Below are 14,337 nucleotides of genomic sequence, written 5' to 3' on the forward strand. Positions count from 1 at the left end.
GTCCGGACCCGGTTCTGTCATGCCGGGACCAAGGGTCGCACACGTCTTTGTCACACGGTCGACAAGCGGGGAGAACACTCACGGCCGCAAGGGTTTCCGAAATGGGATTTGTGTTCCCGGCCCGTATCTTCGCGGACCATTCCGTTGTTAGCGTGATCAACAATCGGTTGCGGAAGGAGAGCGGGATGACGGCCGTCGTTTCGTGGTCTTTCCGCTGGTCCGGCGTGGTGGTCGCGGTGTGGCTGGCCGCGCTGGCGGGGCTCGTCGCGGCCGTCGTGCACATCGGCGCGGACTTCCGCGACACGGTCGACCTGCCGGCCGCGGACAGCACCGCCGCCGCCCGGCTGCTGCACGGCACCGGCACCGCGGAACGCGTCGTCGTCCGCGTGCCGGACGGCCCCGTCGACACCGGCACCGGCCGCGCCCGGCTCGACGCCTTCGCCGCCCGGCTGGCGGCGTTACCGCACGTCGTGGCCGTCGGCCCGCTGCCGGGCGAGGTGTCGGACGACCGGCGGACGGCGGTCCTGCCCGTCCGGTTCGACGCGCCCGCCGCCGACCTCGGCCAGGGCACGGCGGACGCCTTCGCCGACGTCGTCCGGGACGCCGGCGACCTCACCGCCGGGGCGTCGGGGGAGCTCGCCGCGATGACGGCGGCCGCGCCGGACCTGGGCAACGCCGCGTTCGGCCTGCTCGCCGCGGCCCTCGTGCTGCTGGTGACGTTCCGTTCGGCGGCGTGCGTCCTGCTCCCGGTCCTCACCGCGTCGGTGTCCGTCGGCTGCGCATTGGCCGTGGTCACGCTGCTGTCGCACGTCATGACCGTCCCGAAGATCAGCACGGAGATCGCCGCACTGCTGGGCCTCGGGGTCGGCGTCGACTACGCGCTGTTCGTGCTCACCCGCTTCCGGCAGGGCCGCCGCGAAGGCGCGGAACCCGCGCGGGCGCTGGCCGTCGCGGCGGCGACGTCGGGCCGCAGCGTGGTCTTCGCCGGGATCACCGTCTGCGTCTCGCTGGCCGGGATGCTGACCGTCGGCTTGGCGTTCCTCGACGGGATCGCCGTCGCCGCGGCGGTTTCCGTGCTGCTCACCGCCTTGGCGGCGCTCACCCTGCTGCCCGCGTTGCTGCGGCCGGTCGCCGCGCGGATGCGGATCCCGGCGGAGGGGAGCGGCCGCCGCTGGGCCCGGCTCGCGCGGTCGGTGACCGGCCGGCCGGGCCCGTACACGCTCGCCGCGCTGCTGGTCGTGGCCGTGCTCGCGCTGCCGATGACCGGCCTGCGCCTCGGCGTCCCGGACGCCGCCCTCGACCCGCCCGGCAGCATCACGCGGACCGCCGCCGAGCTCTCGCACGACGGCTTCGGCCCGGGTGCCGACGCTCCGCTGCTGGTGGCGGGCCCGGGCGACGCGGCACAGGGCACGCTGCGCGAGGCACTGCTCGCCCACGCCGACGTCGGCCCGCCCGCGACGCTGCCCGGCGGCTGGCTGCTCACGGTCACCCCGCGCACCGCGCCCGGCGACCCGGCCACCGGCGAGCTGCTGGCCTGGACCCGCGCGATGGCCACGACGATCGCCGGCCCGGACACGCACGTCGGCGGGCTCGTCGCGGCCCGGGCCGACTTCTCCGCGGCCATCACCGCGCGGCTCCCGCTGTTCCTCTTCAGCGTCGTCGGCATCTCGGTGCTGCTGCTCGCCTGGGTGTTCCGCAGCGTGGCGATCCCGCTGACGGCGGCGGTGATGAACCTGCTGACCGCGGCCGCGACGACGGGCGTGGTCGTGTTCGCCTTCGGCGGCCCGATCGAGCCGTACCTGCCGGTGTTCCTCTTCGCCGGGCTGTTCGGCCTGTCGATGGACTACGAGGTCTTCCTCATCGCGCGCATCCAGGAGGCGTGGCGCCGCCGCGGTGACACGCGGGCCGCGGTCGTCGACGGCATCGCGGCGACCGGCCGGACCATCACCGCGGCCGCGCTGATCATGGCGCTGGTGTTCGTGGCGTTCGCCTTCGTGGACGCCCGCGTCGTGCGCGAGGCCGGGGTGGGGCTGACCGCCGCGGTGCTCCTCGACGCGGTCGTCGTCCGGTGCGTGCTGGTCCCGGCGGTGATGGCGTGGCTCGGCGAAGCCAACTGGTGGTTCCCGCGGCGCTCGCGCGTTCCGGCCGCCCGCGAACTGGCCGGGAGCGCGCGATGACCCGGCGGACCCTGGTGCTGATCGCGCTCGGCGCGTTCGTCACGACCCTCGACAACACCATCGTCGCGGCCGGCGCGCCCTCGATCGCCCGCGACCTCGGGCTGGATCTCGGGACGCTGTCATGGGTCGCCCTCGGCTACATGCTCCCGTTCGCCGGCCTGCTCCTGGTGGCGGGCACGCTGATCGACCGCTGGGGCCGTCGCCCGGCACTGCTGGCCGGGCTGCTCGCGTTCGGGATCGGCGCGGCCGCCGGTGGGCTGGCCGGCTCGGTCGGGCTGCTCGTCGCCGCCCGCGTGCTGCAGGGCGCGGCCGCCGCGTTCCTGGTGCCCGGCCTGCTGAGCCTGCTGCGCTCGAACCTCGACGCGCGGGGCCGGACGCTCGCCGCCGCCGTGTGGACCGCGTGCCTGGCCGCCGCGCTCGCGCTGGGTCCGGCGCTCGGCGGGCTGCTGAGCGAATACCTCGGCTGGGCCTGGATCTTCTTCGTCAACCTGCCGTTCGTGGCAGCGATGCTCGCCCTGCTGCCGGGGACGGTGCCGGCCGGCCGCGAACCGCCCGGGCCGCGCCCGGCCGTCGGGGCGATGGCGGTCGTGACGGCGAGCCTGGTCCTGCTCACCGCGGCGCTCGTCGAACTGGGCGAGGACGCGCGGACCGGGATCGTCCTGCTCGTCGCGGGCACCGCGCTCGGCGTGGCCTTCGTGCTCCGGGAACGTCGCGCGCGCGATCGGCTGGTGCCGGCGGACCTGACCGGCAACCGGGTGTTCGCGGGCTCGCTCGCCGTGCAAGTGCTGTGGGGCCTCGGGATCTCGGGCATCGTCTTCTTCACCCCCTTGCTGCACCAGGAGTTCCTCGGCCTCGACCCGGTCGCGGCGGGGTTGCCGCTGGCGCTGGTCGCGGTCGCGGTGGTGGCCGCGACGCCGCTGGTCCCGTGGACGGTGGCGCGGGTCGGTCCACACCGGACGGTCGCGGCCGGGCTCGCCGTGGTCGCCGGCGGACTGCTCGCCCTCGCCATGGTGAACCACGTCCCGGCGATCGCCCCGCGGGTGCCGGGGCTGGTGCTGATCGGGGCCGGTTCGGCGTTCACGACGCCGTTGACTTCGCACGCGCTGGAAGTCGTGGCCGAACGGCGATCCGGCTTGGCATCCGGGCTGCTCACGGCGTCGCGCGAGCTGTCGAGCGCGCTCGGTGTCGCGCTGATCGGCGCGGTGCTGACGATGGTCCGGGCGGTGCGGCTCGACGCGGGCGCGACGCCGGGGCCGGCGCTGGCCGCGGGCTACACCGCCGGGCTCCTCGCCGCGGCCGGGCTGACGCTCACCGGCGCGCTGCTGGCCGTGCGCGTGTTGAGGAGTCCGTCCGCGGTGACCTCGTCGCCGCGTGACAAACGCGCGGTGCCGTAATCCGTGTGCCGGTGAGCATCGGAATTCCCTTGATTGACAACCGACCGGGAGCAGCTATTCACTGCGCCGGCAAACGCTATCTGCGAGGAGCCATGGAAACCATTTCCCAGCCGGTTCCCGTCACCGGGGAAACCGCCGCCGACCGCGCCTCACTGGCGACCCTGCTGGGCCGGTGGGCGCGGGTGCTCGGCGACGAGGTCGCGCTGACCCACCTGGACCACCGCGGCAGCGCGGACGGCCGGGCGGTCACGCTCACCTGGCGCCAGCTCGACGACCGGGTCAGCGCCGTCGCCGCGCGGCTGAGCGGGCTCGCGGTCCCGGGAGACCGGGTGGCGGTGCTCGCCGGGCAGTCCGCCGAGTACGTCGTCGCGTTCCTCGGCGCGATCCGGGCGGGACTGGTCGCCGTGCCGCTGTTCGCCCCCGGCCTGCCCGGGCACGCGGGCCGGCTGACCGCGACGCTCGCCGACTGCGCCCCGCGGGTCGTGCTCACCACGACCGAAGACCTCGGCGCGGTGCGCGATTTCCTCGCGGACTCCCGGCCCGCCGTGATCGCCGTCGACGCGCTGACCCCGGCCGATCCGCGGGAATGGCCCGCGCCGGATCCCGAGGCCATCGCGTACCTGCAGTACACGTCGGGCTCCACCCGCTCGCCCGCCGGGGTCGTGCTGACCCACCGGAACGTCCTCGCCAACGCCCGCCAGGCGTGCACCGCCTACGGCGTCGAGAGCCGCGCCACCTCGGCGGTCAGCTGGCTTCCGCTCTTCCACGACATGGGCCTGATCCTCGGGATCGGCGCGCCGATGGTCGGTGGCATGGCGTCGGTGCTGATGGACCCGCTGGCGTTCCTCGAGCGGCCGTCCCGGTGGCTGCGTGCGCTCTCGGCCAGTCCCGGCGCGATCAGTGCGGCGCCCAACTTCGCTTATGCCTATTGCGCTTCCCGCGTTTCCGAAGCCGAGAAGAGCTACCTGGAACTGAGCCGGGTCGTCTCGCTGATCAACGGCAGCGAGCCGGTGCTGCCGGCCACGATCGCGAAGTTCCAGGACGCCTTCGCCGAGTGCGGGCTGCGGCCGGAGGTCCACCGGTCGTCCTACGGGCTGGCCGAGGCCACCGTGCTCGTTTCCGTGTCGGACGCCGGAAAACCGGCTCGCCAGGTCACGTTCGACCGGGACCGGCTCGCCGCCGGGTTCGCGGAGCCGGCCGCGTCCGGGTCGACCCTCGTTTCGTGCGGCCGCCCGGCGGGGCAGCGGGTGCGGATCGCCGACCCCGGCACCGGCGAACCCCTCGACGCCGGCGAGGTCGGCGAGATCCGGGTCAGCGGCCCGAACGTCGGCCGCGGCTACTGGGGCCGCGACTCGACCGCCACCTTCGGCCTGCCGCCGCTCGACCCGGACACCGGCGACGGCTGGCTGGCGACCGGGGACCTCGGCGTCGTCTTCGACGGCGAGCTGTACGTCACCGGCCGGCTGAAGGACCTGGTCGTCGTCGACGGCCGCAACCACTACCCGCAGGACATCGAGCAGACCGTGGAGGACCATCCGGGCGTCCGGCCGCACTCGGCGGCGGTCTTCGCGATCGCCACCGGCGACGGGGAAGCCGCGGTCGTCGCGCTGGAACGGGCCAAGAACTCCGAGGCCGACGTCACCGAGGTGACGGCCGCGCTGCGGGCGGCCGTTTCGGCCGGGCACGGCCTGCGCCTGCAGGACGTCGTGGTACTGGCACCCGGGGAGGTGCCCCGGACGTCCAGCGGCAAGATCAGCCGGGCGCACTGCCGGGTGTCCTACCTGGACGGTTCGCTGGCCGCGCGGCGGCTCGCATGACGACGACGGACGCGGTGCGCGCCTGGCTCCTCGCCCGGCTCGGCCCGGTGGACCCAGACCGGCCGTTGAACGAGACGGGACTGTCCTCTCGGGACGCGACGGCGCTGGCGGCCGATCTCGGGCAGTTCGTGGGCCGTCCGCTGGACGCGACCCTCGTCTGGCAGTACCCGACAGTCGCCGCGCTGTCCTGCTATCTGTCCACAGGGGACACTTCGGTCGTCTTGCCGCTCGAGAGCGCTGTCGAGGAGCCGATCGCGATCGTCGGCCTCGGCTGCCGGCTGCCCGGCGGCATCGACTCGCCGGAGGCGTTCTGGCGCTTCCTCGACGCTGGCGGTGACGGCATCGGCGACGTCCCCGAAGGGCGCTGGGAGACGTTCGCGCCGGCCGCGGATCTCGCGGGACTGCCATTGCGGGGCGGGTTCCTCGACGACGTCGCCGGGTTCGACGCGGAGTTCTTCGGCATCACCCCGCGCGAGGCCGAAGCGATGGACCCGCAGCAGCGGATCCTCCTGGAGGTGGCGTGGGCGGCGCTGGAGCACGCCGGGATCCCGCCGTCCGGGCTGCGCGGCAGCCGGACCGGCGTGTTCGTCGGGCTGTCGGCGACCGAATACGGCTCTCTGACGATGACCGACGTCGGCGGGGTCGACGTCTGGTCGGGCACGGGCGCGGCGGCGAGCATCGCCGCCAACCGGCTGTCGTACCTGCTCGACCTGCGCGGGCCGAGCCTGACGCTCGACACGGCGTGTTCGTCGTCGCTGGTCGCGGTGCACCAGGCGATGCAGAGCCTGCGCCGCGGCGAGAGCGAGCTCGCGCTGGCCGCCGGGGTGAACGTCCTGCTCTCGCCCGGCATCACCGCGGGCTTCCACCGCGCCGGGGTGCTGGCCGCGGACGGGCACTGCAAGCCGTTCGACGCGGGCGCCGACGGCATCGCGCGCGGCGAGGGGTGCGGGGTGGTCGTGCTGAAGCCGCTGCGGGCGGCCCGCCGGGCGGGCGACCGGGTGCTGGCGGTGCTGCGTGGCAGCGCGGTCAACTCCGACGGCCGGTCCAACGGCATGACGGCCCCCAATCCGCTGGCGCAGGCCGACCTGCTGCGCTCGGCATACGCGTCTTCGGGGGTCGATCCGTCCAGTGTGGACTACGTCGAGGCGCACGGGACGGGCACGCCGCTGGGGGATCCGCTGGAGGCCGGCGCACTGGCGACGGTGCTCGGGCGCGAGGGCGATCGCCCGCTGCTGCTGGGGTCGGTGAAGAGCAACCTGGGCCACCTCGAAGGGGCGGCCGGCATCGCGGGGCTGTTGAAAGTGGTGCTGGCGATGACGCACCGGCGGCTGCCGCCGAGCCTGCACTTCCGGGAGCCGAACCCGCACATCGACTTCACCGGGCTGCGGGTGGTGACGTCGGGCACGGAGTGGCCGCGCTACTCGGGGACGGCGCGGGCCGGGGTGTCGGCGTTCGGCTTCGGCGGGACGAACGCACACGTGGTGCTCGAGGAGTGGCCGGCGGCGTCGTTCCCGGTGAAGACGCCGGGGATCGAGGAGCCGTCGGTGTTCGCGCTGTCGGCCCGGTCGGCGGAGGTGCTGCGGGCGCGGGCGGGTGAGCTGGCGGACTGGGTCGAGACGTCGGAGGTGCCGCTGGAAGCGGTGGCCTCGACCCTGGCCCACAGGCGCGAGCACCTGCCGGTCCGCGGCGCGGCGGTGGGGGAGAGCCGCGGCGAGGTGGTGGCGGGGTTGCGGGAGCTGGCCGCGGGCCGCGGCATCACAGGCGACCCTCGCGGGCCTGCGGTCGGCGGGATCGGTGAGCCGCTTGCCGGCGATCGTGGGGTGGCGCGCGGCCCGGCCGCCGGTCGTGGGGTGGCGCGCGGCCCGGCTGCCGGGCGGGGCGTCGCCGGTGCGGGGAGCGGGGGCGGCGGGCAGGTCGCGTCGACGGCGGACCCGGGAGTGGTCTTCGTCTTCTCCGGCTACGGCTCCCAATGGCCCGGCATGGGCCGCCGGTTCCTGGGCTCCGAACCCGCCTTCCGCGCCGAGGTCGAGGCGCTCGATCCCGCCTTCCGCACCGAAACCGGCGCCTCCCTCCGAGACCTCCTCGAGCGCGAATCCGGCGACCTCGCCACCACCCAGCTCGCCCTCTTCGGCATGCAGCTCGCCCTCGCCGGACTCTGGCGCGCTCACGGTGTCACGCCCGTCGCGGTCCTCGGACACTCCATGGGCGAGGTCGCCGCGGCCGTCGTCGCCGGGGCCTTGGACGTCCGCGATGGCCTGCGTGTCATGAACACCCGGGCCCGGCTGCTCGCCGAACTCGACCAGAGTGGTGAAGGCGCCATGGCGGTCGTCGAACTGACGCCCGCCGAACTGGCGAAGTTCCCCGAAGTCACTGTCGCCGTGTACGCCTCGCCCAGCCAGTGCACCGTCAGCGGGGCCGCGGGCCAGGTCGACGCCCTCGTCGAACACGCCGAAAGCCTCGGCAGGCTCGCCCGGCGGCTCCCGGTCGGCGGGGCCGGGCACTCCGCCGCCGTCGACGCCGTGCTCGACCGGTTCCGCGCCGAGCTGGACGTTCGGCCGAAGAGCCCGGAAATCCGTTGCTACACCACAGTTCTCGACGATCCGAACGAGACTCCCGCCTTCGACGTCGAGTACTGGGCGGCGAACCTGCGCCGTCCGGTGCGGTTCAGTCAGGCCCTCGCCGCCGCGGCCGAAGACGGGCACACCGTGTTCGTCGAAGTTTCCCCGCACCCGGTCGCCCTCGCCGCCGTCGAACAGACCACCGGTGAACCGGGCCTGCCCTCCGCGAGCCGCCGGATCGACGAACGGACCGCGTTCCTCACCAGCCTCGCCCGGCTGCACGTCCGCGGCCGCCCCGGCGCGCTGGCCGCCCGGCCGCGGACGGCGCCGGTCGACCTGCCGGGCCCGGTCTGGCGGCACCGGCGGTTCTGGCCGAAGCGCCGCACCCAGGCCCCGGGCGGCCACCCGCTGCTCGGCGTCCACATCGACCACCCCGGCGGCCACCTGTGGCGTGGCGACGTCGGTGTCGAGCCGCTCCCGTGGCTCGCCGACCACACCGTGCGCGGGACGCCGGTGTTCCCCGCCACCGGCTTCCTCGAACTGGCGCTCGCCGCCGCGCGCACCGGGCGGATCCGCGACCTCGAACTGCGGGAAGTCCTGACGCTCGACGAGCACACCGAGGTCACGTCCAGCGTCACCGGCACCGAGTTCAGCGTCCACGCGAAGTCCGCGCAAGGTGAGTGGGTCCGGCACGCCACGGCCCGGATCGACACGGGCGGCACGCCGTCCGCGCCGTTCGGCGAGGTCGGCGAGGTCGGCGGCGAGCCCCTGGACCTGTACCGCGTCCTGAGCGAGCTGGGCCAGGACTACGGTCCGGCCTTCCGCGGCCTGCGCCGCGTCACCGCCGCCGCTGGAAAGGCGTCGGCGTCGATCGCGCCGCCCGACGCCGATCACCCCGCCTACCTGCTGCACCCCGCCCTCGCCGACGCCTGCCTGCACGCGCTCGCCGCGGCCGTCGGGGACGCGGACGCCCTCTACCTCCCGCTCACGATCGGTGAGGTGGTGCTCGCCGGCGAACCCCGTGACGGCGTCCGCGTGGATGCCGTCCTCACGTCGAAGGACCCGTCCGGCGACGGCCTGCTCGGCAGCGTCCAGCTCGTCGACGCCGACGACGTCGTCCTGGTGGAGTTCCGCGACGTCTACTGCCGCCGGTTCCGCGACGCGGCCCTGGACCGCCTGCTGTACGAGGCGGCCTGGCAGCCCGCCGACCTGCCCGCCGGGGAACGGGACGGCCGCTGGATCGTGCTGTCCGAAGAGGACGACGCCCTCGTCACCGCCCCTCGCGGCGACCGGGCCGCGTTCTCGAAACAGCTGAGCGACGGCGACGCGACCGCGGTCGTCGTCCTGCTCGGCGGCGAGGCCACCCCGGATCCCGGGCGGGCCGCACGACTGGTCGCGACGCTGTCCGAGGTCGTCGCCGAACTGGCCGAACTGCCCGCGCCGCCCAGGTTGTGGCTGGTCACGACCGGAGCGCAGAGCGTCGAGCCCGGCGAACGCGGCGACCCCGACCTGGCCGCGGTGCGCGGGCTCGTCCGCGTGCTCGCCTTCGAAGCCCCCGAACTCCGGGTGAGCGTGCTCGACTTCGACGCCGGACCGGACCCGGCCCGGCTGTGGGCCGGCCAGCTGCGCGAGGAGGTCCGCGCGGACGGGCCGGACGATGAGGTCGCCTGGCGCGAAGGCGTCCGGCACGTGCGGCGGCTGGGCCGTCCGGAGCCCGGTGACGCGGTGCGCGAGCCGGTCCGCGACGGCGCCTACGTCATCACCGGCGGACTCGGCGGCCTCGGCCTGGTCGCGGCGAGGTGGCTGGCCGAGCGCGGCGCGACGCGGGTGGTGCTGAACAGCCGCCGCGCCGCTCCCGCGCCGGACCTGGGGATCGACGTCCGCGTCGTGGCCGGCGACATCGCCGCGCCCGGCACGGCCGAGGCACTGGTCGCGGCGGCTGTCGACGGCGGGGTGCCGCTGCGCGGGGTGCTGCACGCCGCCGGCGTCCTGGCCGACGGTGCCGCGATCAGCCTGGACGCGGGCGCGCTCGACGCCGTCTGGCGGCCGAAGGCGCTGGGTGCGTGGCGGCTGCACGAGGCGACCGCCGGCCACGATCTCGACTGGTGGCTCGTGTACTCGTCGGCGGCCGCGCTGTTCGGCTCGCCCGGGCAGGCCGCGTACGCCACGGCGAACGCGTGGGCCGACGCCCTGGTCGCGTGGCGCCGGGCCCAGGGCCTCCCGGCCGCGACGATCGGGTGGGGCGCCTGGGGCGAGGTCGGCGCCGCGGCCGGTTCGCGCAACCCGGTGCTCGAGCCGCTCGGCACCGAGGAAGCGCTGTCGGCGCTGGACGTCCTCCTCGCCCGCGACCGGGCGGCGACCGGCGTCGCCCGCGTCAACGCCGAAACGGTGCTGGAGCTGTTCCCGCGCCTGGCGGACCGGCCGTTCTTCGGGCTGTTCGCGCCGCGGACCGGACCGTCCACTTGGGACGGTATGGCAGCACTGCGAGCCGGACCGGCCGACAAAGCGCGAAAAGCGATCGCCGACCACCTGGCCGGGCTCGTCGCGGGACTGCTGGGCTACGCCGAAGTCGAACGGGACGTGCCGCTCACCCGGCTCGGCCTCGACTCGCTGTCGGCGATGCGCGCCCGGGGCGCGGTGGAACGCGACTTCGGCCTGCCGCTGCCGATCCCGTTGCTCCTGCGCGGCGCCAGCCTGGCCGAGCTGGCCGGCCACCTCGCCGAGCAGGCCGGCTTCGGACCGGCGAAGGCCGAACCGGTCACCGCCGGGCCGCGTGACCCCGCCGAGCGGTGGGTCGCCCGCCACTGGCGAGCCGAGCTGGGCGGCCCGGAACCGGGTGTGCACGACGACTTCTTCGCCGCCGGCGGCGATCCCGAACGCGCCCGGCGGCTGCGGGCGGTGTTCGCGGAGCAGCTGGGCGCGGTGCCCGCGGTGGACCGGCTGTTCGCGACGCCGACGGTCGCGGCGATGGCCGACCTGCTGCGCGCGGAGCTGGAAGGACACGGCGGCGGCCCGGTGCGGCTGCTGCGCGACGGCGTCGGCGAGCCGGTGTTCCTGTTCCACCCGGCCGGCGGCCCGACGAGCGTGTACCGCGAGCTGGTCCGGCTGCTGCCGGAGGGACACCCGGTGTACGGGCTCGAGCGGATCGACGACGAGGACACGGTCGAGGCCAAGGCCACGTGCTACGTCGAGCTGATCCGGGAGATCCAGCCGCAGGGCCCGTACCGGCTGGGCGGCTGGTCGTTCGGCGGCTGCCTGGCGTACGAGACGGCCCGGCGGCTGGACGGCCCGGTCGACCTCGTGGTCCTGATCGACACGATCCTGCCGCTGCCGGCGGCGGGCAAGCCGGCGGACCTGCTGCTGGACCGCTTCGACCGGTTCGCCGAGCACGTGTCGCGGACCTACGGCGTCCCGTTCGCGATCCCGCGCGAGGACCTGGCCCGGCTGGACGAGGACGCCCAGATCCGCTGGGTCCTAGACCGGCTGACCGAGAAGGTCCCGGACCTCGGCGCCGGCGTCCTGCGCCACCAATACGAGTCCTATGTGGACGCCCGGGTGGCCGAAAGGTACAAGCCGGAACAGTACGACGGGCGAGTGTTGTTGCTGCGCGCGCAGGACCCGCACCCGTTGACGACCACTTTGGACCCGCGCTACCTGCGCACGGACGACACCCTGGGCTGGGACGAGTTCTGCCCCGAGCTGGAGGTGGCCCGGGTCCCGGGCGACCACGTCTCGATGATCGACCCGCCGCACGTGGCGGCGCTCGGCGCGGCACTGGCCGCCCGGCTCGGAGTGGGGGTGCGGTGATGGACGAGCTCACGCCGACGACGGCGTTCCGGATCGCCGATCTCGAGGCGCGCCAGGACGAAGCCGTCCGGATCGCCGAGAAGCGGGCCGTCGACCGGCAGCACGCCAAGGGCAAGCTCACCGCCCGGGAGCGGATCGCGCTGCTGCTCGACCCCGGCTCCTTCGTGGAGCTCGACCAGTTCGCGCGGCACCGGTGCGGCGAGTTCGGGATGGACGCCAACCGGCCCTACGGCGACGGCGTCGTCACCGGGCACGGGACCGTCGACGGGCGGCAGATCTGCGTCTTCTCGCAGGACTTCACCGTCTTCGGCGGCAGCATGGGCGAGGTCTCCGGCGAGAAGGTCCTCAAGGTGATGGACCTGGCCATGGCGCTGGGCTGCCCGGTCGTCGGGATCAACGACTCCGGCGGCGCGTGCATCCAGGAAGGCGTCGTCTCGCTGGCCTACTACGCCGAGCTGGGCCGGCGCAACGCGCACGCGTCCGGGGTCATCCCGCAGATCTCGATGATCATGGGCCCGTGCGCCGGCGGGGCCGTCTACGCGCCGGCCATCACCGACTTCACCGTGATGGTCGACGAGACCTCGCACATGTTCGTCACCGGGCCGGACGTCGTGCACGCCGTCACGGGCGAGCGGGTCACCGCGCAGGAACTGGGCGGCGCGGCCGTGCAGAGCGAGGTCGCCGGCAACGCCCACCACCGGGCCGCCGACGAACAGGACGCCATCGAGTGGGTGCAGACGCTGCTCGCCTACCTGCCCTCGAACAACCTCGACCCAACCCCGGAGTACGCCGACGACACCAGCCCCGTCGTCACCCCGGCCGATCTGGAGCTCGACCGGCTGGTGCCCGACTCGCCGAACCAGACCTACGACATGGCCGAGCTGATCGCCGCGCTGGTCGACGACGGCGAGTACACCGAGGTGCACAGCGCCTTCGCGGCCAACATGATCTGCGCGTTCGGCCGGGTCCAGGGCCGCACGGTCGGCATCGTGGCGAACCAGCCGCGGCACCAGGCCGGCGTCCTCGACATCGACGCTTCGGAGAAGGCCGCGCGGTTCGTGCGCTTCTGCGACGCCTTCTCGATCCCGCTGCTGACCCTGGCCGACGTCCCCGGCTACCTGCCGGGCAGCGACCAGGAGCGCGGCGGCATCATCCGCCGCGGCGCCAAGCTGATCTACGCCTACTCCGAAGCCACCGTGCCGAAGGTGACGGTGGTCGTCCGCAAGGCCTACGGCGGTGGCTACGCGGTGATGGGCTCCAAGCACCTCGGCGCCGACGTGTCCCTGGCCTGGCCGACCGCGGAGATCGCGGTGATGGGCGCGGAGGGCGCGGTGCAGGTGCTCTACCGGCGCGAGCTGGCGGAGCTCCCGCCGGAACGCCGGGCCGCGGCGCGAAGACGGCTCACCGAGGAGTACCGCAAGCGCCACACCGGCCCGTACCTGGCCGCCGAACGCGGCTACGTCGACCAGGTCGTGACGCCGTCGCAGACCCGGCTGCAGGTCGCGCGCGCCCTGCGCACGCTGCGGACCAAACGGCAGACCCTGCCGGCCAGGAAACACGGAAACATCCCCCTGTGAAGGAGACTTCGATGAGAGCCACCCTGCTGATGCTGGCCGTCGTGGTCCTGCTCGCCAGTGGCGTCACCGCCGCCCAGGCGAGCCCCGCCGTGGCCGACGACGGCGCGAAGGTCGTCCAGGAGACCTGGCTCGACGCCCGGACCGTGGACCTGAAGATCGACTCCCCGGCGCTCGGCACCACCGGGATGGTCCGGCTGATCGTGCCGACCGGCTGGGCCGCCCAGCCCACGCGGACGTGGCCGGTGCTGTTCCTGCTGCACGGCTGCTGCGAGCCCGTCGACTACCAGTCGTGGGACCAGTTCACCGATGTGAAAGCCTTCACCGCGACCAAGGACGCGCTCGTCGTGATGCCGACGGACGGGCCGGCCGGGATGTACACGAAGTGGTGGAACTTCGGGTTGTCGAGCAAGCCCGACTGGGACACGTTCCACACCGCGGAAGTGCGCCAGATCGTCGAACGCGGCTACCACGGCGGCACGCGACGGGCGATCGCCGGGCTCTCGATCGGCGGCTACGGCGCGCTCGCGTACGCCTTCCAGCACAAGGGGATGTTCGCCGCGGCCGCGTCCTACAGCGGCGTGCCGAACACGCTCTACCCCGGGATCCCGGTCTGGATCATCGGCATCCTGGCCCGCGCCGGGATCTTCAACTACCTCAACCTCTGGGGCGACTCGTTCGGGATGCAGCCGATCTGGTCCTCGCACAACCCGTACGACCACGTCCAGGACCTGCGCGGCACGGCGCTCTACATCTCCTGCGGCAACGGGCAGACCGGGCCGCTCGACCCGCCCGGGCAGTCCGACGTGCTGGAACCGTCGGCGCTGATCTCGTCCCGGAGCTTCACCGACAAGCTGCAGCAGGCCGGCATCCCGGCGACCGTCGACTACTACGGCCCGGGCACGCACAGCTGGCCGTACTGGCAGCGGGCCCTGCACAACTCGTGGCCGGTCCTGGCCGGCGCGCTCGGCCTCCCGGCCTGAGCTTTCCCCTTTCCCCGATGGAGGTTG

At 74.3% G+C, this 14,337-nt stretch carries 6 protein-coding genes; all 6 read left to right on the plus strand.

Going from position 1 to position 14,337, the window contains the following annotated elements; translation table 11 throughout:
• The first annotated feature begins 185 nt into the window (after window positions 1-185).
• The 6 genes from ACZ7OU_RS28290 to ACZ7OU_RS28315 all read left to right on the plus strand — a co-directional run bounded on the left by ACZ7OU_RS28290 (window position 186) and on the right by ACZ7OU_RS28315 (window position 14,310).
• On the plus strand, window positions 186-2,177 hold the full coding sequence (locus ACZ7OU_RS28290; RefSeq protein WP_470257444.1) for an MMPL family transporter: 1,992 nt from the start codon (window positions 186-188) through the stop codon (window positions 2,175-2,177).
• Window positions 2,174-3,571: an MFS transporter gene (locus ACZ7OU_RS28295; RefSeq protein WP_470257445.1), complete on the plus strand. Its 1,398-nt coding sequence runs from the start codon at window positions 2,174-2,176 to the stop codon at window positions 3,569-3,571. The genes ACZ7OU_RS28290 and ACZ7OU_RS28295 overlap by 4 nt, the downstream gene beginning before the upstream one ends.
• A 92-nt stretch (window positions 3,572-3,663) precedes the next feature.
• Window positions 3,664-5,388 carry a fatty acyl-AMP ligase gene (locus ACZ7OU_RS28300; protein ID WP_470257446.1) on the plus strand — a complete coding sequence of 575 codons (1,725 nt, stop codon included), beginning with the start codon at window positions 3,664-3,666 and terminating at the stop codon, window positions 5,386-5,388.
• Window positions 5,385-11,753 carry a beta-ketoacyl synthase N-terminal-like domain-containing protein gene (locus tag ACZ7OU_RS28305; RefSeq protein ID WP_470257447.1) on the plus strand — a complete coding sequence of 2,123 codons (6,369 nt, stop codon included), beginning with the start codon at window positions 5,385-5,387 and terminating at the stop codon, window positions 11,751-11,753. Before ACZ7OU_RS28300 ends, ACZ7OU_RS28305 begins: the two co-directional genes overlap by 4 nt.
• Window positions 11,753-13,330: an acyl-CoA carboxylase subunit beta gene (locus ACZ7OU_RS28310; protein ID WP_470257448.1), complete on the plus strand. Its 1,578-nt coding sequence runs from the start codon at window positions 11,753-11,755 to the stop codon at window positions 13,328-13,330. The genes ACZ7OU_RS28305 and ACZ7OU_RS28310 overlap by 1 nt, the downstream gene beginning before the upstream one ends.
• A gap of 11 nt (window positions 13,331-13,341) precedes the next feature.
• Window positions 13,342-14,310, plus strand: a complete 969-nt coding sequence (locus ACZ7OU_RS28315) for an alpha/beta hydrolase (RefSeq protein ID WP_470257449.1) — start codon at window positions 13,342-13,344, stop codon at window positions 14,308-14,310.
• The last annotated feature ends 27 nt before the right edge of the window (window positions 14,311-14,337 follow it).

The sequence above is a fragment of the Amycolatopsis sp. NPDC114505 genome, from assembly GCF_055633615.1.